This window comes from Cupriavidus sp. 291-E7, from assembly GCF_057798835.1.
The window spans coordinates 1-22,631 of record NZ_JBYOJV010000025.1; the positions used below are offsets into that span (position 1 = coordinate 1).

At 63.7% G+C, this 22,631-nt stretch carries 21 protein-coding genes and 1 riboswitch; of the genes, 10 read left to right on the top strand and 11 right to left on the bottom strand.

What is annotated here, in order from left to right; translation table 11 throughout:
- Positions 1-31: 31 nt before the first annotated feature.
- The 4 genes from AC3FLX_RS29330 to AC3FLX_RS29345 all read right to left on the bottom strand — a co-directional run bounded on the left by AC3FLX_RS29330 (position 32) and on the right by AC3FLX_RS29345 (position 3,552).
- Positions 32-1,401 (bottom strand): IS3 family transposase gene (locus tag AC3FLX_RS29330; RefSeq protein WP_488693732.1). Its coding sequence is split into 2 segments (ribosomal slippage): positions 32-933 and positions 933-1,401, totalling 1,371 coding nucleotides; the frame shifts between segments, so codons are not numbered across the junction.
- An 85-nt stretch (positions 1,402-1,486) separates the two neighbouring features.
- Positions 1,487-2,800 carry a hemolysin family protein gene (locus AC3FLX_RS29335; protein ID WP_488700852.1) on the bottom strand — a complete coding sequence of 438 codons (1,314 nt, stop codon included), beginning with the start codon at positions 2,798-2,800 and terminating at the stop codon, positions 1,487-1,489.
- A gap of 111 nt (positions 2,801-2,911) precedes the next feature.
- On the bottom strand, positions 2,912-3,259 hold the full coding sequence (locus AC3FLX_RS29340; RefSeq protein WP_488700853.1) for a HigA family addiction module antitoxin: 348 nt from the start codon (positions 3,257-3,259) through the stop codon (positions 2,912-2,914).
- Positions 3,256-3,552, bottom strand: coding sequence for a type II toxin-antitoxin system RelE/ParE family toxin (locus AC3FLX_RS29345; protein WP_488700854.1), 297 nt, complete (start codon positions 3,550-3,552; stop codon positions 3,256-3,258). The genes AC3FLX_RS29340 and AC3FLX_RS29345 overlap by 4 nt, the downstream gene beginning before the upstream one ends.
- Before the next feature lie 185 nt (positions 3,553-3,737).
- Here AC3FLX_RS29345 and AC3FLX_RS29350 point away from each other — a divergent pair, with 185 nt between their 5' ends.
- The 3 genes from AC3FLX_RS29350 (at position 3,738) to AC3FLX_RS29360 (ending at position 6,411) form a co-directional block, all read left to right on the top strand.
- The gene (locus AC3FLX_RS29350) at positions 3,738-4,625 is read left to right on the top strand and encodes a helix-turn-helix domain-containing protein (RefSeq protein WP_488700903.1); all 888 of its coding nucleotides are present in this window, start codon (positions 3,738-3,740) and stop codon (positions 4,623-4,625) included.
- 69 nt (positions 4,626-4,694) lie between these two features.
- Positions 4,695-4,857, top strand: a riboswitch (FMN riboswitch).
- Between the two features lie 126 nt (positions 4,858-4,983).
- The gene (ribB, locus tag AC3FLX_RS29355; RefSeq protein WP_488700855.1) at positions 4,984-5,670 is read left to right on the top strand and encodes a 3,4-dihydroxy-2-butanone-4-phosphate synthase; all 687 of its coding nucleotides are present in this window, start codon (positions 4,984-4,986) and stop codon (positions 5,668-5,670) included.
- Positions 5,671-5,844: 174 nt separating this feature from the next.
- Positions 5,845-6,411 (top strand): surface-adhesin E family protein, encoded by a 567-nt coding sequence (locus AC3FLX_RS29360; protein ID WP_488700856.1) that lies wholly within the window; start codon positions 5,845-5,847, stop codon positions 6,409-6,411.
- A 46-nt stretch (positions 6,412-6,457) separates the two neighbouring features.
- Here AC3FLX_RS29360 and AC3FLX_RS29365 read toward each other — a convergent pair whose 3' ends face one another.
- Entirely contained in the window at positions 6,458-6,859 is a 402-nt protein-coding gene (locus AC3FLX_RS29365) for a hypothetical protein (protein ID WP_488700857.1), read from the bottom strand.
- Positions 6,860-7,348: 489 nt separating this feature from the next.
- Between AC3FLX_RS29365 and AC3FLX_RS29370 the strand changes: the two genes are divergently transcribed.
- A complete protein-coding gene (locus AC3FLX_RS29370) occupies positions 7,349-8,938 on the top strand; it encodes a glucan biosynthesis protein G (RefSeq protein WP_488700858.1) in 1,590 nt (529 codons plus the stop codon).
- Complete coding sequence (gene mdoH / locus AC3FLX_RS29375; protein WP_488700859.1) at positions 8,911-11,517, top strand: glucans biosynthesis glucosyltransferase MdoH; 2,607 nt, start codon at positions 8,911-8,913, stop codon at positions 11,515-11,517. Before AC3FLX_RS29370 ends, mdoH begins: the two co-directional genes overlap by 28 nt.
- Positions 11,518-11,636: 119 nt before the next feature.
- Here the strand turns inward: mdoH and AC3FLX_RS29380 are convergent, their stop codons facing one another.
- The gene (locus AC3FLX_RS29380) at positions 11,637-12,218 is read right to left on the bottom strand and encodes a hypothetical protein (protein WP_488700860.1); all 582 of its coding nucleotides are present in this window, start codon (positions 12,216-12,218) and stop codon (positions 11,637-11,639) included.
- A 261-nt stretch (positions 12,219-12,479) separates the two neighbouring features.
- On the opposite strand from AC3FLX_RS29380, the gene AC3FLX_RS29385 reads away from it, so the two are divergent.
- On the top strand, positions 12,480-13,694 hold the full coding sequence (locus AC3FLX_RS29385; protein WP_488700861.1) for a Bcr/CflA family multidrug efflux MFS transporter: 1,215 nt from the start codon (positions 12,480-12,482) through the stop codon (positions 13,692-13,694).
- Here the strand turns inward: AC3FLX_RS29385 and AC3FLX_RS29390 are convergent, their stop codons facing one another.
- Positions 13,695-14,555, bottom strand: a complete 861-nt coding sequence (locus tag AC3FLX_RS29390; RefSeq protein ID WP_488700862.1) for a mechanosensitive ion channel family protein — start codon at positions 14,553-14,555, stop codon at positions 13,695-13,697.
- Positions 14,556-14,788: 233 nt separating this feature from the next.
- Positions 14,789-15,991 (bottom strand): ammonium transporter, encoded by a 1,203-nt coding sequence (locus AC3FLX_RS29395; protein ID WP_488700863.1) that lies wholly within the window; start codon positions 15,989-15,991, stop codon positions 14,789-14,791.
- 550 nt (positions 15,992-16,541) lie between these two features.
- On the opposite strand from AC3FLX_RS29395, the gene AC3FLX_RS29400 reads away from it, so the two are divergent.
- The 3 genes from AC3FLX_RS29400 (at position 16,542) to AC3FLX_RS29410 (ending at position 17,970) form a co-directional block, all read left to right on the top strand.
- Positions 16,542-16,823, top strand: coding sequence for an HU family DNA-binding protein (locus AC3FLX_RS29400; RefSeq protein ID WP_008651272.1), 282 nt, complete (start codon positions 16,542-16,544; stop codon positions 16,821-16,823).
- Positions 16,824-16,996: 173 nt separating this feature from the next.
- Positions 16,997-17,485, top strand: coding sequence for an acyl-CoA thioesterase (locus AC3FLX_RS29405; RefSeq protein WP_488700864.1), 489 nt, complete (start codon positions 16,997-16,999; stop codon positions 17,483-17,485).
- Positions 17,486-17,544: 59 nt separating this feature from the next.
- The gene (locus AC3FLX_RS29410) at positions 17,545-17,970 is read left to right on the top strand and encodes a CreA family protein (RefSeq protein ID WP_488700904.1); all 426 of its coding nucleotides are present in this window, start codon (positions 17,545-17,547) and stop codon (positions 17,968-17,970) included.
- Between the two features lie 82 nt (positions 17,971-18,052).
- Here AC3FLX_RS29410 and AC3FLX_RS29415 read toward each other — a convergent pair whose 3' ends face one another.
- The 3 genes from AC3FLX_RS29415 to AC3FLX_RS29425 form a co-directional block, all read right to left on the bottom strand.
- Positions 18,053-19,810 carry a class I adenylate-forming enzyme family protein gene (locus tag AC3FLX_RS29415; RefSeq protein WP_488700865.1) on the bottom strand — a complete coding sequence of 586 codons (1,758 nt, stop codon included), beginning with the start codon at positions 19,808-19,810 and terminating at the stop codon, positions 18,053-18,055.
- A 28-nt stretch (positions 19,811-19,838) separates the two neighbouring features.
- Positions 19,839-20,603, bottom strand: a complete 765-nt coding sequence (locus AC3FLX_RS29420) for an SDR family oxidoreductase (protein WP_488700866.1) — start codon at positions 20,601-20,603, stop codon at positions 19,839-19,841.
- 240 nt (positions 20,604-20,843) lie between these two features.
- Positions 20,844-21,758: an arylamine N-acetyltransferase family protein gene (locus tag AC3FLX_RS29425; protein WP_488700867.1), complete on the bottom strand. Its 915-nt coding sequence runs from the start codon at positions 21,756-21,758 to the stop codon at positions 20,844-20,846.
- A 194-nt stretch (positions 21,759-21,952) separates the two neighbouring features.
- Here AC3FLX_RS29425 and AC3FLX_RS29430 point away from each other — a divergent pair, with 194 nt between their 5' ends.
- Entirely contained in the window at positions 21,953-22,450 is a 498-nt protein-coding gene (locus tag AC3FLX_RS29430; protein WP_488700868.1) for an Mpo1 family 2-hydroxy fatty acid dioxygenase, read from the top strand.
- Positions 22,451-22,631: the final 181 nt, after the last annotated feature.

Here is a 22,631-nt window from a genome sequence, read left to right on the forward strand (position 1 = left end):
TGAACGGACCCCGTAAAGTTGGACGGGTAACTTAGGCCGCCAAGGGCTGAGTTCTGTACTTCACGGGACTCAGCCCTTTTAGTTTGAGCTTGATGCGGTCGTGATTGTAGTAGTGAATGTATTGGCGCAGGCCTTGCTGTAGCTCCTCGACGCTGGCGAACTTGTTCAGGTAGAAGAACTCGGACTTCAGGGTCCCGAAGAAGCTTTCCATAACGGCGTTGTCAAGGCAATTGCCCTTGCGTGACATGCTGGGACGGATATTGCGCTGCTTGAGCATCCGCTGGTAGGCCGGCATCTGGTACTGCCAGCCTTGGTCGGAATGCAGGACCGGCCGGTCCTGCGGACATAGGCGCCGGAACGCTTTCTTCAGCATGCTGCTCACCATCTCGAAGGCCGGCCTGTGGGCGGTCTCGTAGGCGATGATTTCGCCGTTATACAGGTCCAGCACCGGGGAGAGGTACAGTTTCTCGCCAGCCACGTTGAATTCGGTCACGTCGGTTACCCACTTCTGATTCGGACGCCTGGCCCGGAACTGCCGTTGCAGAACGTTGGGCGCGACACGGCCTACCGTGCCCTTGTAGGATCGGTATTTCTTTGGCCGTACCAACGACTTCAGTCCCATCTCGCTCATGAGGCGCTGGACCGTCTTGTGGTTGACGATCATGCCGCTTTGCCGGATTGCTGCTGTGATGCGGCGGTAGCCATAACGGCCCATGTGTCGGTCGAAGAGGTCGCGAATGCGCGCTTTCAGGCCCGCATACTTGTCTTGGGCCTGGAGCACCGCCTGCTGGTAGTAAAACGTGCTGCGCGCCAGCCCCGCCGCCTTCAGTAAGCCGACCAATGGATACTGCTGCCTCAGCTCAAGCACTATTTGCGCTTTTTGGGTTGCGCAGATGTCTTGTTCGCTTGAACCAAGGCGTCGAGCTTTTTTAGATACGCCACCTCCGCGCGCAGGTTCTCGATCTCCTTGAGCAAGTCCTTGCGGGAGCGCTCGTCGTCGGGGACTGGGGTGTCGGTTGCAGGCTTGCGAGGCGTGGCTTGTGGCATCGTCTTGGGGCGCCCGCGAGGTCGGGGCGACAGGGCATCCATACCGCCACTATGATAGCGGCGCTCCCAGACCCCAATGCAGCCAGGGCTGCGAATGTCGAACAAAGCGGCCGTCTGTCCGATCGACAAACCATCTCGCCACATGCGCCGCAGCACCGCCAATCTGAATTCGGCGCTGTAGTGGCTGAATTTTTTGCGCAGCCCGTCTCGGCCATGCTGTCGGTAGCTGGCCACCCAACGCTCCACCAGACTATGGCCAATACCATGCTCGGCTGCGATTGCGTTGAAGCCGGCTCGACCGGCCAGGTACTGCCTTACCACTCTGAGCTTGAATTGCTCATCGTACTTCGCCATGAAAAACACCCCAAAGGTTGGATGGATGTCCAACTTCTGGGGTGCAGTTCATTAGCGCCCGTTGTGACTTTCGTGGGGTTTCAGGTCAGCCCGTTGTCTCGGACTCCGGACCGTCGTCCGGCGGCACACGCGACGCTAGCACCTTGTCGATGCGCTTGCCGTCCATGTCGATGATCTCGAACTTCCAGTCGTTCCACCGCACCGTATCGGCAGTCTGCGGCAGGCGGCCAAGCAGCAGCAACAACATGCCCGAAAGCGTGTGATAGCGCTCCTTGTCCTCTTCGGGCACGGAGCGCAGGCCGGTGCGGTCCTTTAGCTCGGGAATCGGGATCAGGCCGTCGAGCAGCCAGGAGCCGTCGTCGCGCTGCACCGCCCATTCCTCTCCCGCCGTCTCGGTCTTGAACTCGCCCGTGATGGCTTCGATCAGATCCTGCAGCGTGACCAGGCCCAGAACTTCGCCGTATTCGTCGATCACGAAGGCAATCTGGCCGCCCGACGAGCGGAAGTTCTCCAGCAATTCCATGCCCGTGACGCTTTCGGGCACGAACACGGCCGCCTGCAGTACGGCCGTCAGGTCGGCCTTCTCGCCGCGCAAACGGCGGCCCAGCAGCTGACGCGCGCTGACCACACCCAGGATGTCATGCATGCCACCCCGCACCACGGGAAAGCGAGAGTGATCCGATTCCTCGATGCGGCGCAGGTTATCTTCCTCGCTCAGTTCGACGTCCAGGTACACCACGTCACCACGGGGCACCATCAGCGACGCCAGCTGGCGATCGTCCAGGCGGAACACGTTGCGGACCATCGTGTGCTCGTGCCGTTCGATGACACCCGCTTCCGAGCCTTCCACAAGCAGGGCGTGAATTTCCTCTTCGGTCACGGCCGGGCCGCGGTCGGACTTGACGCCCAGCAGGCGCAGCACCAGTTGCGTGGAGCCAGACAACAGCTTGACGAACGGTTTCGATGCCGTCGCCAGAATGGAAATGGGACGTGCGACCAGCCGTGCGATGGCTTCCGGCGCCAACTGGCCCAGGCGCTTCGGCACCAGCTCGCCCAGCACGATCGAGAAATACGTCAGTCCCGCAACGACGATGGCCGTAGCCATATAGCCTGCCGTGGTGGACGGGATGCTGAAGCCCTGCAGCCATACGGCCAGCGGCGCTGCCAGCGTCGATTCGCCGACCACGCCATTGAGCACGCCGATCGACGTAATGCCGATTTGTACGGTGGACAGGAAGCGGGTGGGGTCCTCGCCGAGCTTCACTGCTTCCATCGCGCCGCGATCGCCGTCTTCGATCTGGCGTTGCAGACGGGCCTTGCGGGCCGTGACCAGCGCGATTTCAGACATGGCGAACAGGCCGTTCAGCAAGATCAGCGCCAGTAGTATGGCTATTTCCATCAGGGTGCGCGCCCTGCGCGCGCGGGAATTGAAAAATCAGAGCATACCATCCGCATGTGACGCCGCATCCGTTGTTGTGGCTCACGCATCACCCAATTGAGGGTGCACGATTCATGCCGTGAGCGGCTGCACCTCGCGGTCGATGGCCGGGCCGGCCTGGGCACGGGCCACGCGCAGCGCATAGCTGGCCTCGAGCCGCGTCCAGAACTCGGCCGACGTGCCGAAATAGCGGGCCAGCCGTAGTGCGGTCTCAGGGGAAATCGCGCGTCCGCGCCAGACAATGCCCTCGATCCGGGCCACCGGGACCCGGAGCGCCAGTGCCAGGGCGCTGGCCGACAGCTCGCTGGGCACCATGAATTCATATAGCAGGATGTCACCGGGCCGGGTGGGCGGGATCGGATCGCCAGCCGTGACGGGGGTGAAGTCGGTGTCGGGTAGGTCTTCTCGCTTGATGGTCATGCCACCTCCTCGGGCCGGTATTGCACGATCTCGACATCCCAGGCGTTGCCATGCGCAAAGCGGAAGCAGAGGTGCCAGATGCCCTCGATCCGCACGCGCCATTGCCCGGACTTTTGTACGAACATGGGCACTAGCTCGTTTGCAGGCGCCGCCAGCAGGTCTGGCGGTGATGTCACGGCGTCCAGCATGGCGAGCTTGCGCAGGGCGCCTGGCTGGATGCTGCTGGGCAGCGTATGGACATGGTGGCCGCAGAAGACAGCGGCCGTCGACTTGTTGGCGAGGGAGCGGATCATGGCGAGCGTTTACCGATGGGACGATGCGGCAAGCTTAAGGATCGCGCCTGGCCAACGGAATGCGACGAATCTGAAAAGCAAAGGCCGAGAAGACGTTCGAAGCGCGTCGCGCGCGGCTCAGTGAATATTCGTCATTACCTCTCAGGTAGTCGTTGGCCGGCCGCCGGTGTGCTGTAATGCATCGCATGGAAACGCTCACGCCCGGCTCCGAGGCCGCCATCGATTTTCCCGGACTCCTGCGCTACTGGCGCGGCAAGCGCGGTTACAGCCAGCTGGCGCTGTCGCTGGCGGCCGGGGTGTCCCAGCGCCATATCAGCTTTCTGGAATCGGGCCGCGCCCGGCCCAGCCGCGAGATGGTGCTGGCGCTGGCGGACCGCCTGGGCGTGCCGTTGCGGCAGCGCAACCGGCTGCTGCTGGCCGGCGGCTTTGCACCGGCCTACAGCGAAAACACGCTGGCGGCGCCCGCGATGCAGATGGTGCGGCAGGCCATCTCGCTCATCCTGACCAAGCAGGAGCCGTATCCGGCTGTTGTGCTGGACCGCTTCTGGCATCTGATCGATGCCAACGATGGCTACCGTCGCATGCTGAGCCAGCTGATGGGTAATCGCACGCCGGCCACGCTGGACGGCGAGGGTGGCCGCATCAACCTGATGCTGGCGGTGTTCGATCCCAACGGGCTCTGGCCGGTGCTGGAAAACGCGCGCCAGGTGGGGCGCTACCTGTTGCGCCGCGTGTGGCAGGAGTTGCAGGTGCAAGCGCATGACCAGACCGCGCGTGAAATCTTCCGCCGTATCGCCGAATGGCACCCGGACCTGGTCGATACCGGCGGCGTACTGCTGGTGGAGGACGATCCGGCGGAAGGCCCGCTGCCGCCGGTGCTGCCTGTGATCGTGCATGCCGGGCGCTTCCGAGCGTCGCTGTTTTCCACGTTGACCACGCTCGGCAACCCGCAGGACATCACGCTGCAGGAATTGCGGATCGAGTGCTTCTACCCGGCCGACGATGCGACGAAGGCGCTGTTCGAAGCGCTGGCGGCCACACCCGTGCCGTCGAATAACCCTACGGCATCGTAGTAAGGCCAGAAAAGCACAGTCGTGCTACCATCGCCCGGCCGCTGTGGCATGCATGTCACGGCGGCTTCGTTACGTCTTCAGGGCGGGGTGAAAGTCCCCACCGGCGGTATGTGGCAATTGCCGAAAGGCAGGGTCGCCACGAGCCCGCGAGCGCCCGCACTCCCGTGCGGGGTCAGCAGACCTGGTGAGAAGCCAGGGCCGACGGTCATAGTCCGGATGAAAGAAGATGGGCGGCATTCGCATGGCATTCCCAGGCGCGTACGGCGTTGTCCGTCCGCGTGGGCGGAGCGTTGTGCGTTGCCGCTGATCATTCCCCTGAAACGCCCTTGGAAACTTTATTGCACGGAGCGTTTCATCAATGCTGACTCTCAACAAAAGCCATCTTTCCGAACTGGCCGCCGGTGACCTTGCCGTGGCCGATGCCGACCCGCGTCCGCTCGACGAGCGCATTGCGCAGGCGCTTGACGCCATGCGCGAGGGGCGTCCCGTCGTACTGCTGGACGACGACGACCGCGAGAACGAGGCCGACCTGATCCTTGCCGCCGAACGCCTGACCAACGCCAACATGGCGATGATGATCCGCGAATGCAGCGGCATCGTCTGCCTGTGCCTGAGCGCCGAAAAGGTGCGCAAGCTCGGCTTGCGGCCGATGGTCGAGAACAACCGCAGCCAGTACGGCACGGCGTTCACGGTTTCGATCGAGGCGCGCGAAGGCGTGACCACCGGCGTCAGCGCCGCTGACCGCATCACGACGATCCGCGCCGCGATTGCCGACGATGCGGGCACGGACGCCGTTGTCAGCCCGGGGCATGTGTTCCCGCTGGTGGCGGTGGATGGCGGTGTGCTTCAGCGCCGCGGCCATACCGAAGGCTCGGTGGAGCTGGCCCGGATGGCCGGTCTGTCATCGGCGGCAGTGCTGTGCGAACTGATGAATCCGGATGGCACGATGGCACGCCGCGCGGAAGCGCTGGCATTCGCTGAGTTGCATCGGTTGCCCGTGCTGACCATCGCCGATCTGGTCGCGTGGCGCGAGTTGCATGGCTGAGCGAAGCAAGATTGACGGGCGACTGCTCCAGGGCAAACCGGGGGCAGAAATCGCGCAATCGCGACGTGCGGATTGGCTTTGTCGGGAGATTCCGCACTTCCCAGGGCTGTCGTGACCAGTGGGTGCTGTGCGAAAATGCGCGGGCTCTTCCCGTCCTTAAGAGGGTTTCCTCCGATGTTTTCCCGCATTTTCGTACGCACGGTCCTGCTCGCCGGTGCGTGTCTCAGTCTTGCGGCGCATGCCGAATCCAGTGGCTCGCCATCTCTTTCCAGCACCGCTCGCCCAGCCGCGGCGAGCGCGCTGTACCAGTGCCAGGGGCCGAATGGCGGCACCGTGTTTCGTGCTTCGCCGCGCGATGGTTGCACGCTGGTAGCCTCGCCCGACCCCGCCGCGCCAGACCCACAGCGCTGGTTGCCGCTGATGGGGGCCAATGGCGTGATTTCCTATCTTGATCAGACTTCGATTCGCCGTCGCGGCACGGAGGTGGGCGTGGTGCTGGTCCACAATTCACCGCCTGGCGTCATCAAGACCACGAGCGGCGACATGATCCGTTCCTCGCTGAAACGGATGGTGCTCAACTGCGCCACATCGATGTATTCGGTGATCGAGCAGACGCTGTATGCCAAGCGCTATGCGCGTGGCGAGTCGCTCTACACGATCCGCGCGTCGCAGGCAGGCATGCCGCAGCCAGCGGTGTCCGGCACGCTGGCAGGCGAACTTGTGACGCGCCTTTGCCATTGAGCGCTGGCGCAAGACGCCAGCGCGATACCAGCTTCAGCAGGTCAGCTTACTCGGCAACATGCCGGGCTTTCCACGTGCCGTTCGACTGCTTGCAGAACCAGCCCGACCACGCCTCGGTGGCGCTGCCGCGCTTGAGGTCCGACTTCAGCCGGCGGCAGGTCTGACCGTTGTCGGTCTTCGTGGCCACGGGAGTGATCGTCCCATCCACGGCCTGGCGGCGGTTCTCGGCCGGGTAGTGCCATTCCACCACCTTGTTGTCCTCGGTGTCGTTGAGCGCCGTGCGGACGGAGCTCTTCAGCGAGGCCGCTTCCTTCTGGGTGAGCGTGCCGACGATGCTGCCGGACAGGTAGGTCTCGAAATAGGCAAACGCGGGCTGCATGGTGCCCAGAAGCAGGGCGCAGCCAAGGCTGGCCGCCACGGCCAGCCGGGTTTGTCGCGAAGTGCGCATGACAATTCCTTTTCGGATGAATAACGTAAGTGACGGTGCCGATTGTAAGCGTGCCGTACGCGTTCCGGTGCATCGAAATGCACAAGCCGATGGCATGCGCACCAGAGTCAGGCCGCCGGGTCAAACAAGCCTGAGCGCCGGTTCAGCGCGCCGGCCCTTGCATGACCTATCCTTGACTTTAGCCTTTAAGCGCACGCGCGGAGCGGCGTCCGGCCCACAGGCGAGACATTTTGTTGCAAACGTTGCGGCGTCGAAACGTGACTTTTAAGTCTCGAATTGTTAAGGTTTCGCATCGCATTGCAACAATCCCGACAAACGTTCGTTGCCCGACGCACTGATGCACTGGTGTCGCTCATCGGTCGATGCGCCTGACGCAACGCACTATGGTCCGTCTTTTGCTGTAGCCACTCGTTGAAGTCTTCCAACGTATTCCGCGGCGACCGTATCGTCCGGTCGCCTGATTCCCCGCCAACCCTGCCAACGGCCTTCATGTCCGCAAATCCGACGTCGTTCCGCCCGATCCAACGCCCGACCGCAGCGCCCGCGCGCCGCTTATCCGGCAGGATGGCGGGGCTGGGCCGCTGGATCGGCGGCGGCATGCTGGCCGTGCTGGCGTTGACCGCGCACGCCTTCGACTTCGAGACGGTGGCGGCGCGCGCGCGCCAGTTGTCGGCGTCGCCGTACAAGCCGCCCAAGGCGCAGGAACTGCCGCGTGAGTTGAAGGAACTGTCGTACGACCGCTATCGCGAGATCGAGTACAAGCCCGAGCGCTTTGCCTGGCGTGGCGCACGTCTGCCGTTCGAGATTTCGTTCTTTCACGAAGGCATGGTGTTCGACCAGCCCGTGAAGATCAACGAGGTGGTCAGCAACAGCGTGCGCGAATTCCGGTTCGATCCTGCCGCGTTCAACTACGGTAGCCACCGCGTCGATCCGGCCAAGCTGAAGGGGCTGGGCTTTGCCGGCTTCCGGCTGATGTATCCGCTGAACCAGGGCAAGCGCAAGGACGAACTCGCATCGTTCCTGGGCGCCAGCTACTTCCGCGCGGTGGGCAAGGACCAGTGGTATGGCTTGTCGGCACGCGGCCTGGCGGTGGATACGGCCTTGAACTCAGGCGAGGAGTTTCCGCGCTTTACCGAGTTCTGGATCGAGCGCCCGGCAGCCAATGACAAGCAACTGACGATCTATGCGCTGATGGATTCGCGCCGCATGAGCGGGGCCTACCGGTTCATCATCAAGCCCGGCAACGAGACGGTGATGGAGGTGAAGTCACGGTTGTTCCTGCGCGAGCACGTGACCAAGCTCGGCCTGGCGCCACTGACCAGCATGTATCTGTTCGGCGAGAACCAGCCTTCGGGGAATCCGGACTTCCGGCCCGAGATTCACGACTCCGATGGCCTGTCGGTACAGCTCGGCACGGGTGAATGGATCTGGCGTCCGCTGGTCAATCCGAAGCGGCTGCTGGTGACGTCGTTCGCCGCGACCAATCCGCAGGGCTACGGCCTGATGCAGCGCGACCGCAGCTTCGACAACTATCAGGAAATCGGCAGCTGGTATGAGCGCCGGCCTAGTGGGTGGGTGGAGCCGAAGGGCAACTGGGGATCGGGCCGCGTGGAGCTGGTGCAGATTCCGACGCCGGACGAAACCAACGACAACGTCGTGGCGTATTGGGTGCCGGACAGCCCGCCCAAGCCCAAGCAGGCTTTCGATTACGAGTACCGACTGAAATGGCAGAAGGACGGCGAGAACCTGCCGCCGCTGTCGTGGGTCACGCAGACGCGCCGCGGCCAGGGCCTGACGCGCAAGCAGGACGACACCAGTTTCTCGCTGGTGGTGGATTTCGAAGGACCGGCGTTCAAGAAGCTGCCCGAGGAGGCGCGTCTGGACCCGGTGGTATCGGCGGACGCCAATGGCGAACTGCTCAAGACAACAGTCCAGCGCAATGAGGCCACGGGTGGCTGGCGCATGACGATGTTCATGCGGCGCAAGGATGAGAACAAGCCGGTTGAGTTGCGCGGCTATCTTCGCAACGGCAATACAACCCTATCCGAGACATGGAGCTACATCTTACCCCCAGGCTAAAGCAGCGCCCGGCCCAGGCGGCGGCGGCATGCCAGCGCTATGTCGATCGCCTGCCGGCTTCACCCGAACTGCGTAGTGAACTGCTGGCCGATACTCCGAAATCGCTGATGTCCAGCGTGCCGGCAGAGGGTATCGAAGTGCCATCGGCCATGATCGAATTGCAAACGCGCCTGGCCGGCCGCGACCCGAAGGACAAGGAAGCTACCGATTTGATTCACGGCAGTGCCCCAGGCGGGGCAACCTACGCATCGGTGGGCCGTCGCTTTGCGATGGCTTATGGCAACCCGCAGGTGGACGGCAAGCCGTTGCTGCAGCGGCATGACGACGGCACCGTGCGCGTGGATACCGGGCCGGAACCCGAGCGCGCGTCGATGGTGCCGCGCCAGTGGCCGCCGCATATCGTCTGGGGCGGCATTCGCAACACCTGGCGCAAGCTGCTGGGTCGCCCGCCCGTGCCGGAAACGTGGGATACGCTGCATGACGGCCCCGATGCCGAGGGCAAATGGCATCCGGCCGGATCGCACCGCCGCTGGTTTCTGCTGTTCCTGGTGGTGGTGCAGACCATCACGGCCACTTTCTTCATGTCCAAGGTGCTGCCGTACCACGGCGCGGACCCGCTCGAAGTGGCCATTTTGTCGCTGTTCGCGATCCTGTTCTCGTGGGTGTCGGCTGGTTTCTGGACCGCGATGATGGGGTTCCTGGTGCTGTTCAAGGGCGGCGACAAGCATCTGATCTCGCGCAGCGCCGCCAGCGATGCGCCGATCGATCCGTCCGCGCGCACCGCGATCATCATGCCGATCTGCAATGAGGACGTGACGCGCGTCTTCGCAGGGTTGCGCGCCACGTATGAATCGCTCGAGCGCGCCGGCGAATTGCAGCACTTCGATTTCTTCGTACTGTCCGATAGCGGCAATCCCGACCTGCGCACCGCCGAGCATGACGCCTGGATAGAGCTGTGCCGCGCGGTCGGTGGCTTCGGCCGCATCTTCTATCGCTGGCGCCGTCACCGCGTGAAGCGCAAGACCGGCAACGTGGCGGACTTCTGCCGCCGCTGGGGCAGCAAGTATCGCTACATGATCGTGCTCGATGCCGACAGCGTGATGAGCGGCGACTGCCTGGCCACGCTGACGCGCCTGATGGAAGCCAACCCCGGCGCCGGCATCATTCAGACCGCACCGCTGGCCGTGGGCCGCGACACGCTGTACGCGCGCGTGCAGCAATTCTCCACGCGCGTATATGGTCCGCTGTTCACGGCGGGCCTGCATTACTGGCAGCTTGGTGAGTCGCACTACTGGGGCCACAACGCCATCATCCGCATCAAGCCGTTCATGGAACACTGCGGCCTGGCGCCATTGCCCGGCAAGGGGCCGCTGTCCGGTGAAATCCTCTCGCACGACTTTGTGGAAGCCGCGATGATGCGGCGCGCGGGATGGGGGGTGTGGATTGCCTATGACCTGCCTGGTTCGTTCGAGGAATTGCCGCCGAACCTGCTGGACGAGGTCAAGCGCGACCGCCGCTGGTGCCAGGGCAACCTGATGAATTTCCGCCTCTGGATGAAGCAGGGATTCCATGCCGTGCACCGTGCCGTGTTCCTGACCGGCATCATGGCCTACGTGTCGGCGCCGCTGTGGTTCCTGTTCCTGCTGCTGTCCACGGCCGCGCTGGCCAAGCACGCGCTGGTGCCTCCCGAGTACTTCACCAAGCCTTACCAGTTGTTCCCGACCTGGCCGGAATGGCATCCGGAAAAGGCGCTTGCACTGTTTTCGGCCACTGCCACGCTGTTGTTCCTGCCCAAGCTGGCCAGCGTGATCCTGTTGCTGAAGGATGCAAAGCAGTATGGCGGCGTGGTGCGCCTGTTCCTGAGCATGCTGATCGAGATGACGCTGTCCGCGCTGCTGGCGCCGACGCGCATGCTGTTCCATACCAAGTTCGTGATCGCGGCCTACAGCGGCTGGGGCATTTCGTGGAAATCGCCGCCGCGTGAAGATGCCGAGACCACCTGGGGCGAGGCGTTCCGCCGCCACGGCGGGCATACCCTGCTGGGGCTGGTGTGGGGCGCGGGCGTGTACTGGCTGAGCCCGGGCTTTATCTGGTGGTTGCTGCCGATCGTCGGCTCGCTGGCCTTGTCGATTCCGTTGTCGGTCATGCTGTCGCGCGTCTCGCTGGGCCGTGCCGCCCGCCGCGCCGGCCTGTTCATGATTCCCGAGGAAACGAACATGCCGCGCGAGATCGTGGAAACGCAGCAGCATGTGGAGAGTGCCCGGGAAACGCCGCGCTTTGTCGATGCCGTCGTGGACCCGGTCACCAACGCGCTGATGTGCGCGACGGGCACAGCGCGCACGATCCAGCCGGAGCCGGCCAGGCTGCAGCACGCATCGCTGGTGCAGCATGCGTTGACGCATGGTCCCGGTTCGCTGTCGCCGGCGCAGAAGCATGTGCTGCTGGGCGACCCGTTCGCGCTGTCGAAGCTGCACGAACTGGTGTGGGGATCACCGCTGGCCGATGCGGCGTGGAAGGAAACGCGGGTGCTGATGCGCCGCGCTCCGAACGTGCTGCCATTGCGGCCCCGGGCGGTGTAACTGGCCACCACGGCAACAAAAAAACGGCAGGCGCCAAGCCTGCCGTTTTTTATTGCCGTTCGCCGTTTGGTGTACCGGTTGTTCCCGCTCCCGCTGCGGGATTCGTAGTGTTTTAAACTTCAGCGCAGCGCCGACACGCAGATCGGCGCATTGATGTAGACATCGCCCACGCGGCGTTCGCCGCGGTCGTTACGGGTCATGTAGCGGAACATCATGCTGACGCCGATCTTGGTCAGAATTTCCACGTCGCGGTTCGCGCAGATATTGCGCTGGAGCGGGGCGGCGTAGTTCACCTCGAAGCTGGCCAGGTCGAGCATCGGCCCGCGATAGTTGGTCAGCTCCAGCTGGAACAGCACGTGTTTGCCCGGTATCGACTGGCACCGGCGCAGGCGCGTTTCCCCATCGATCTCGATTGGCAGGGCGTCGTTGAGCTGGCGGCAGGCGCGCGCCAGCACGCTGTCCGGGCGATTGGTGTTGCGCAGCAGTTCGGGTACACCGGCAGCGCCGGTGTTTTGCCCGGTGGCCGCGCCTTTGAGCATGCGTGACAAGGCTTCGGCTTCGTCGACCACCACGGGCGCGGGCAACGGAGCCGATGCCAAGACGGGCGGCCTGCCAGGCGCGGCCCATGCGGGCAACGGCGGCAAGGCTGCCAACGCAACCAGGCTCAGCGAAACAATAAACGGCTTATGTCGTATGGTCATGCAGGATAACGTTGCCGGGGACGGGTCCCGTGATCCGTCTCCCGCGATGCGTCTGACTGCGTGGTCTGGATTACATCCGTCCCGACAGGCACGCATTGTACCCTCCACCTTGGTGCACGTGAAAGCCACGCCACCCGTCACGCCGCACCCGCAGACGGTTTGCGGCAGATTTCCCACGCTACTTCCGGCGACTTGACGCGCGCGCCGCCAGACGCTTGCGTGCTATGCAACAATTGCCGCTTGCCTAACCGGAACCCCTTCATGACTTCCTCTGCAAGTACGCATGCCAACGCGCGCTTTCCGCTCTGGCTGCTGATCTGCGCGTCGTTGACCGCCATCGCGCCGCTGTCGATCGATATGTACCTGCCGAGTTTTCCGGCACTGGCCGCCGATCTGCATACCGATATCGGGCGGGTCCAGCTGACACTGGGGACGTTCCTGGTGGGGCTGGCGATCGGGCAGGCATTCTATGGCCCGGTCAGCGACCGCTTCGGCCGCAAGGCGCCGCTCTATGCGGGGCTGACGATTTATGGCGTGGCGGCGGCAGGGTGCGCGATGGCATCGAGCGTGGAGTCGCTGATGATCTGGCGCTTTCTGCAGGCGCTGGGTGGTTGTACCGGGCTGGTGGTGTCCCGCGCGGTGATCCGCGACCGGCTCGAGGCGCGGGAGTCCGCGCGCGCGTTCTCGTCGCTGATGCTGGTGATGGGGTTGGCGCCGATCCTGGCGCCGCTGATCGGTGGCGCCGTTCTGGCGGCCACGGGCTGGCGCGCGATCTTCTGGATCCATTGCGGCGCGGCCGTGCTGCTGCTGTGGCTGGTCCATGCGCGCATGGAGGAGTCGCTCGATCCGCAACGCCGCCGCACGCTGCACCCGGGCACGGTGCTGGGCGCCTACTGGGAGTTGCTGCGCGACCGCGAATTCCTCGGATATTCGCTGGCGGCGGGATGCGTGCAAGGCGGCATGTTCGCCTACATTGCTGGCTCGCCGTTCGTGCTGATCGAACTGCATGGCATCGATCCCTCCCACTACGGCTTTGTTTTCGGAGCCAACGCGTTCGGCCTGATCGCGATGTCGCAGGTCAACGCGCGGCTGGTACGGGCCCGCGCGCTGGACGACGTGCTGCGCGTCGCGCTGCTTGCGCCTTGCCTGGCGGGCCTGACGCTGGCGGCGGCCACGCTGCTGGGCGTGGCCACGCTACCGGTGCTGCTGTGCTGCTTCTTCGTGTTCCTGGCCGGGCTGGGTTGCATCACGCCAAATGCCTCGGCACTGGCGCTGGCGCATCAGAGTCATCGAGCCGGTACCGCGTCGGCGTTGATGGGTACTCTCCAGTTCGGCTTCGGCACGCTGGCCGGCACCGTGGTCAGTGTCTGGCACGATGGCACGGCGCTGCCGCTGGCCGTGGTGATGGCGGTCTGCGGCAGTGGTGCCGTACTGCTACGTCTGTATGGGCATGCCGGCATCCGCAAGCCCGCCTGATCAAGCGGCCTGGTTGGCCGGATGTGTCAGCGGTACGGCCGGAACGTTCTGCATGACCACCATCTGTGCCGGCATCGGTGCCGCGAAACCCGCCGCACCGAAGCTGTCGCGGATCGTGCGGTTGGTATCGAAGTACACCTGCCAGTAATTGTCGTTGTGGCAGTACGGGCGCACGGCCAGCACCGGGCCGACCAGTGTGAATTCCAGAATCTCCACGTCGACTGCCGGTTCGGCCAGAACGTTGGGGATGGCAGCCACCTTTTCCTTGAGTAGCGCGATGGCCGCCGCCGCGTCGGTGGTGCCGGCCAGCTGCGCCTTCAGCTCCACGCGCCGGAACGGATTGGCCGTGAAATTCTGGATGGTGTCGCTGAAGATCTTGTTGTTGCCGACCACGGTCAGCACGTTATCGGGGGTGTCCAGCGAGGTGGCAAACAGACCAATCTCGCGCACCGTGCCAGTCACGCCGCCGATGGTCACGAAATCGCCCACCTTGAAAGGCCGCAGGACGACCAGGAAGGCGCCGGCGGCGAAATTGGCCATCAGCCCCGACCACGCCATGCCGATGGCCACACCGGCTGCCGCGATCAGTGCCGCGAACGTGGTGGTCTGAATGCCGAAGTAGCCCAGGATGCCGATCACCAGCACCACGTTCAGCGTGACAGTGACGATCGATCCGACATAGCGCAGCAGGGTGGGGTCCACGCTCTGCTTGGCCAGCGAATTCTGCACCAGTCGCACGACAAAATGGATCAGCCAGCGGCCGACGACCCAGAAGGCCAGGGCGGCCAGGATCTTGACGCCGAATATGGCGGCGTAGCCGTAGACGATGTCGCGGAGGCTGGCAAGCGAGGTGGTATCCATGAACATGCTCCTGTGATTTACGGGCACGAAAAACCAGGGACAGCAAAACCGTTAAGCGCTGTCGATAATGTCAGGACCACAAGGCACGCCTGTGTCGGCGTTTACGGGAATGGCAAGGGCATTATTGGGCGCCCGCTTACGAAAGTTCAAGTCAATCTTTTGCGAGCGCCAAGTAAGAACGGCCGGGCATTTGCCCGGCCGTCATCGGCTACAAAGCGTTGAAAATCCGTTGTTTACCAGTTGGTTTCACGCTCCGGCGTGGCCGAGATGCGGTGCAGCGTCAGGTCGGCGCCATTGAATTCTTCTTCGGGGTCCAGGCGGATACCCACCAGCTTTTTCAGGGCGCCGTAGACCACTGTGCCACCCACCAGGGCGACGACGATGCCCATCAGCGTGCCCGCGATCTGGGCAACCAGCGACACGCCACCCATGCCGCCCAGCAGGCGGCTGCCAAAGATGCCGGCGGCAATGCCACCCCAGGCGCCGCACAGCCCGTGCAGCGGCCAGACGCCCAGCACGTCATCGATGTGCCACTTGTTCTGGGCCAGCGTAAACAGATGGACGAACAGCACGCCCGCCACGGCGCCGGTAACCAGTGCGCCCAGCGGATGCATGATGTCCGAGCCCGCGCATACCGCGACCAGTCCGGCCAGCGGGCCGTTGTACGAAAAGCCGGGGTCGTTGCGGCCGGCGGCCCACGCCGCCAGCGTGCCGCCAACCATCGCCATGAGCGAGTTGATGGCCACCAGGCCGCTGATCTTGTCGATGGTCTGCGCGCTCATCACGTTGAAACCGAACCAGCCCACCGCCAGTACCCAGGCACCCAGGGCCAGGAACGGGATGTTCGACGGAGGGTGGGCGCTGATTCTGCCATCCTTCTGGTAGCGGCCACGGCGCGCGCCCAGCAGCAGCACGGCGGGCAGGGCGATCCAGCCGCCCACCGCGTGAACCACCACCGAACCGGCAAAGTCATGGAACGGTGCGCCGGCCACCGACGCCAGCCAGTCCTGCACGCCAAGGCGGTTGTTCCAGACGATGCCTTCGAAGAACGGATAGACAAAGCCCACCAGCACGAATGTCGCAATCAACTGAGGATTGAACCGCGAACGCTCGGCAATGCCGCCCGAAATAATCGCCGGAATCGCCGCGGCGAACGTGGCCAGGAAGAAGAACTTGACGAGTTCATGGCCGTTCTTTTCCGCCAGTGTCTCCGCGCCGGAGAAGAATTGCACACCGTAGGCGATCGTATAGCCGATGAAGAAGTAGGCCAGCGTCGAAACCGCAAAATCGACCAGGATCTTTACGAGTGCGTTGACCTGGTTCTTCTTCCGGACCGTGCCGAGTTCCAGAAAGGCGAACCCGGCGTGCATCGCCAGCACCATGATTGCGCCCAGCAGGATGAACAATGCATCCGTGCCTGTCTTCAGGTTGTCCATCGTTACCTCATGCTCAAAATGGGAGCACGAGTAAGCAATTTGCGTTCCAGAATTGGGCGTAAAACGGGGAGCGCGGCGCCAAATCAGGGCGCGCCGCACTTTGCTGGCGTTTGTGCTCCGCAGCGCGAAGATTGCCGATGCCCGGATTCGGGGCGTCAATGCGCCAAAACGACGCATTCGATGACATGCGAAAGACCTGAAATGGTGCGTTTAAAATTTACGCACCAAAATCGAGCGCCACCCTTGTCTCCGACTGGTCTGAAAAAGCAGTCGGAAATTGCGCATTCCGGTGATCAATCGGCAACTTCCTGCCTGGTGCATAAAGTGCGCCGTCCGATACGTCCTGTTTCAGAAAAGTGATCTCCCGATTCGGGAAATAAAGGGGTAAAACACCCGCTAAGTCTTGTCAGAGAACGATTTCCGGCAGTTTCCGTTGCATTGGTGCCACTGGGGATTGCTCAAGGCTCAAAGGGCAGATTAGACTGCGCCGATCGGACTTTTGCCACTTGGCAAAAGTCCGGTGACGACGACCAAACAAGGGAAATCAGCCATGAATAAAGGTGAACTGGTATCGGCCATCGCCGCGGAAGCAGAACTCAGCAACGCCGCCGCCGAGCGCGCGCTGAACGCTGCGCTGGACAGTATCAAGAAGGCAGTGGCCAAGGGTGACTCCGTCACGCTGGTGGGTTTTGGCAGCTTCAGCTCGGGCAAGCGCGCCGCCCGTACCGGTCGCAATCCGCGTACCGGCGAAACGATCAAGATCCCGGCCGCCAAGACGGTGAAGTTCTCCGCCGGCCAGGGCTTCAAGGACGCCGTGAACAAGAAGAAGTAAGCGCATCGCGTCCGCGGAGTAAAGAAAGCGGCCTGCGGGGCCGCTTTTTTGTTTGTGCGGCTGGTTCTTTCCATTTCCGCCCGTACGACAGAAATCGCAGATCCGATATGCCATTGCACGGCGCACCGGGTTACACTGCCCGCGCCTCAGGCTCGAATTCTGGATTTTCTGCGATGAATGATCTGTCCCACCAGCTGTCCATGACCGTGCTGATGACGCCGGACATGGCCAATTTTTCCGGTAACGTCCACGGCGGCACCATCCTCAAATACCTGGATATGGTGGCTTATGCGTGTGCAAGCCGCTATGCCGGCCGCTACGTCGTCACGTTGTCGGTCGACCAGGTGGTGTTCCGTCAGCCGATTCACGTCGGCGAACTCGTGACGTTCCTGGCCGCTGTGAATTTCACGGGCCGCAGTTCGATGGAAATCGGCATCAAGGTGGTGACCGAGAACATTCGCAGCAAGGTCGTGCGCCATACCAACAGCTGCTATTTCACGATGGTGGCCGTGGACGATAACGGCACGCCGGCCGAAGTGCCGCCGCTGCAGCCGCGCGACGAAGTGGAGCGCCAGCGCTTTGAAGCGGCCAAGCAGCGCCGCGCCCTGCGCCAGGAAATGGAACGCCGCCACGACGAGATCAAAGGGGCGGCAACCGAATGACGCCCACGTCGTTGCGTACTGTCTCGATCTGGGGCGCCGCGTGCGGTTTGGCCGCGCTGATGGCCACCGCTCAAGCAGAAGAAATCGGCAGCGTTTCCACCAATTTCCGCGTGACCGGATCGGACAAGGTCGTGATCGAAGCCTATGACGATCCGGCAGTGGAAGGTGTGACCTGTTACGTGTCGCGCGCGCGCACCGGTGGCATCAAGGGCACGCTGGGCATGGCCGAGGATCCGCCCGAGGCATCGATTGCATGCCGCCAGGTCGGCAACATTGCGTTCAAGGGACCGGTGAAGCAGCAGGAGGATGTGTTCTCCGAGCGGATGTCGGTCCTGTTCAAGACGCTGCACGTGGTGCGCGCCGTGGACCGCAAGCGCAATACGCTGGTCTACCTGACCTATTCCGACCGCATTGTCAGCGGCAGCCCGCAGAACGCCGTGACGGCCGTTCCGGTGCCGGCGGCCACGCCGATTCCGGTGAAGTAGACGCCGATACCCCGATACCCCGATACCCCGATGGTTCGCGCTCCTCTCCCACACGGCGGCAGAGGGGCGCGAAAACATCGAATCACTCGAACAGCTTTCTCAGGTTCGACTTCAGTATCTTCCCGTTCGGGTTTCGCGGCAGCATGTCGTCCCGCACGATGATCCGCACCGGTACCTTGAACGCCGCCAGCTGCTGGCGCACGAAATCCTGCAGCTCGGCCTCGGTAGCCCGCGCGCCCGGTTTCAGGCTGACAACGGCACCGGGTTCCTCGCCGAGCGTGCGGTGCGGAATGCCGACCACGGCCGCGTCCATGATGGCCGGGTGCGCGTACAGCGCGCTTTCCACCTCGATGCAGTAGATGTTCTCGCCGCCGCGAATCAGCATGTCTTTCATGCGGTCGACGATGTAAAGAAAGCCATCGTCGTCCAGGCGCGCCACATCGCCGGTATGCAGCCATCCGTCGACGAACGTTTTGGCGGTGGCTTCGGGCTTGTTCCAATAGCTGTGCACGACGTTGGCCCCGCGCACCATCAGTTCGCCAATCTCGCCCGGCGGCAGGGCATTGCCAAAGCCATCGTCGATTTTCATTTCGCCGATTGGCAAGGCGGGACCGCTGCTTTCCGGCCGATGGATGTACTCCTCCGCGCTGTGGCTCGTGAACGTGGCCGATGTCTCGGTCATGCCCCAGCCGATGCCCGGCACTGCCTGCGGAAAGGCTTCCTTGATGCGGCGGACCAGTTCCGGTGAAGCGGGCGCGCCGCCGTAATGCATGTTCTCCAGCGACGACAGATCGAATTCCCCGCGTCGCGGGTGCTCGATGATCTGCCATGCAATGGTGGGCACGCCGCCCGCCGACGTGCAACGTTCGCGCTCGATCAGTTCCATCGCCCGCAGCGTGTCCCAGCGATACTGCAGCACGATCTTGCCACCGCTGGCCAGCGCGCCATTCAGCACGGACATGCACCCCGTGACATGGAAGAACGGCACGGCGAGCAGGGCGGCTTTCTGCGGAGCGTCGGGGTTCGGTTCGGGCACCGGCTCACCGCGCCGCAGCAGGTTGCGCAGCGGACTGAACTGCGCGCACACCGCCACCGAGCAGGCGTTGCGATGGGTGCCAACCGCGCCCTTCGGCTTGCCCGTGGTGCCCGACGTGTAGAAGATCGTGGCATCGTCCTCGGGATCGAGCGGAACCTGTGGCAACGATTGCGAGGGCAAGGACGTCCACGCATCGGATTCGCCGATTACCGAAGCCAACGGCACGATGCGCGGGTCGTCGAATGTCGTGCCGGCCGGAGTGCGCGACACATAGATGCGCTCCAGCGCCGGGCACTCGGGCAGGTGTTCCAGGATGCGATCAAGCCGCTCGTGATCGACGATGGCGATGCGGCTTCCGGAATCGGTGAGTCCATATTCCAGTTCCGGCCCCGTCCACCACGCGTTCAACGGCGTGACGATGACGCCGGTCAGCAGGCCGGCGTAGAGCGCCACCGGCCATTCAGGGAGGTTGCGCATGGCCACGGCCACGCGGTCACCCTTGCGCACGCCGTCGCGCACCAACTGGTGGGCCAGTGCGGTGGCAGCCAATGCGAACGCGCGATAGCTGACGCGTTCGTCCTCGTAGACCACGAAGGTCTTCTCGCCCCAGGCCGCGGCAACCAGGAAGAGGTCGCGCAGCGTGGGCGGCGCATTCTTCCAGACCGTGGTGGGAATGCCCCGGATTACGCGCGTCTCGGTTTCGAACGGCGCCCCTGGGGCGGTCAGCCGGGCGTGCGCCTCGGCAATCGACATGGCCGGCCACTGCGGGCCGGCCTGCAAAGGTTGCTGCGGATGCTGCGACATGCGTGGCCTCCCGCGCGGATTGGACAAATCAGATCGTCACGCCGCCGTCCACCACCATCGCCTGGCCCGTCATGAACGTGCTGGCGGCCGAAGCCAGGAAGCATGCCGCGCCGGCGATCTCGACCGGTTCGCCAATGCGGCGCAGCGGGGCGTTCTCGGTCGACTGCTTGTAGCGCACCGGATCTTCCCAGAGCGCCTTGGCGAAGTCGGTCTTGATCAGTCCCGGCGCGATGCAGTTCACGCGCACATTGTGCGGCCCGAACTCCACCGCCAGATTGCGCGCGAGCTGGAAATCGGCTGCCTTCGAAACGTTGTAGACACCGATCGTGGGCGATCCGCGCAGGCCGCCAATCGACGACACGATGATGATCGAGCCTTCGCGGCGCTCGATCATCTGCGGGGCCACCATCTGGATCAGCCAGTGGTTCGAGATCACGTTGTTGTCCAAAACCTTGCGGAACTGGTCGTCCGACACGCCGCTCATCGGCCCGTAATACGGGTTCGATGCGGCATTGCAGACCAGCACGTCGACCTTGCCGAAAGTGCGGTTGGTTTCGTCGACCAGATGCTGCAACGCCTCTTTCGACGAAATATTCGCGGCAACGGCCAACGCGGTGCCGGCCCCGTGCTGCGCGTTGATGGCGTCGGCCACTTCCTGGCAGGCCTCGATCTTGCGCGACGAGATGACGACCTTGGCACCCTGCACGGCCATTTGCTCGGCAATGGCCCGGCCAATGCCGCGCGAGGATCCGGTGATGATGGCAACCTTGCCCGACAGATCGAACAATGACATGGTGTCTCCTGATATGGATGGGCTGCGGTACGTGCCGCGCCCTGAATCGTGAATTGGCCGGGACATTATGGGCAGCCGTACCCCCTCAGTCCACAGGCCGACCAGCGTGTCGGGGCCGATATCAGCAAACTTTCTGCGGGCAATTCATACGATGCATGAACTGTGCCGCAGCGCGGAATGCCCGGGGTCGCGGCCCGCGCATGCCGAGGTTCGGGCGGGGCGGGATGCCCCGGGCGCCCGCTAGCGTGCCACCAGTACCGCCGGCAACCGTGCCGCCAGCGCCGCCCGCAGATCGTCGTCGATCCGGATGCCGAAGCGGCCAGCCAGCACGTCGATGACGTCATCGGGCGTGGCCAGCTCGGTTTTTTGCACGCTGCCGTCGGGTATGCGCTCGGTCAGGTTGCCGTTGCCGAGCGACAGCCGCGCACCGTCGGCACCGGTGCGCGCGGCAATCAGCATCTGCGTGAAGTGGCTGTCGGGATGCGTCGACACGTACCAGTTACGCGCCACATAGTCGATTCGCGGCTGCGGTGTCAGGTCGAAGCGGTACAGCACTCGCCACGTATCTGCGTCGTCAGCGTTTGCATCCGGTGTCCCGGCGTCCGGCGCGTCGGGGTTGCGCACGGCCAGATCGAAGGAATGGAAGGCGGTACCGGCGGCTTCGGGCGCGGTCGTCAGCAGGCGGTAGGGCGAATCCGCGCCGGCCGGCAGCGAAAGTGCGAGTGCGCGGTCGGGCGTGGGGCCGCCAAAGCCGACGTCCGCCACATAGCTTTCGTGCGCCACTTCCACGCGCAGCAGCATGTGCGACAACCCCGTCGGCCGCTCATCAGGAACGTTCCAGCGCACGCGGGCGGCCAATGGCACGACCGCATAGCCAAGCGCCTTGAGCCCGGCGCAGAACAGCGTATTCAGTTCGAAACAGTAGCCACCGCGGCCCCAGTGCACGAGTTTTTCGAACACCGCGGGCAGGTCGATGTTCACGGGCCAGCCCACCAGCGGGGTCAGGTTTTCAAACGGAATATGCGTCAGGTGGCCGGCAATCAGCGCGTTCAGGGTATCCAGCGTTGGCTGCGGCGCGGCGTCAATGCCAATGCGCCGCAGCCAGGCGTCGCGCTGGTCGGAAGTCAGGGCGGGTATTTCGTCGATGGCACGCATGGCGATGGGGGCGGCGGAATTAGTAGGGCGGCTCGAATGCCGGGGAAGTCCTCTTCCAGAGCACGCGGCGCATCACTAATATAAATCCACATCAAATCCGAGCCGGCAGTGTGGTTTGGCGTCATGGCGCAAAAACCGCTGCCGGCCCCTCGAAAACAGGCCTCGAAGACAGGCCGCAAACAGGAGACTGCCCCGTGAAAACCCTGATCGATCATCTGTCGAACTATGCGGCGTACCACCGCGATACGCGCAACGTGTTCACGCATTTCATCGGCATCCCGATGATCGTGCTGGCCGTGACCGCACTGCTGGGCCGGCCCCTCATGGCCCTTGGCGACGGCGGGTTGTTCGTGACGCCGGCCATCGTGGTCTACGTACTGTCCTGCCTGTTTTACCTGCGCCTGTCGTTCGGATTCGGCGTGGCGATGGCTGCGATCCTGGCCGTCTTCGTCTGGGCAGGCGCGTGGATTGCCGCGTTTTCCACCGCTGCGTGGCTGGCTTCGGGCATCGGCCTGTTCGTGGCGGGATGGGTGATCCAGTTCGTCGGCCACTACTTCGAAGGGCGCAAGCCGGCGTTCGTCGACGACCTCGTTGGCCTGCTGGTGGGTCCGCTTTTCCTGGTGGCGGAGACCGCTTTCGCGCTGGGACTGGCACACGAAACGCGCGATGCGATGGCTGGCCACGCGCATTGATTGCGGAAACTTTTGCGCGTTCGGCGCGTCTGTCATACGCGAAAGTGGGGGGACGTAAGGCTCCGCAGCGTGTTGGCTGACGCAAACCAGCGACAAAACCCGGGGTTTTCACTTGGTTTGACCTACAGCATGTTAGAAAACCCCTTTACTTCCGGCTGTTTCCGCTATGATTCAGTGCGTG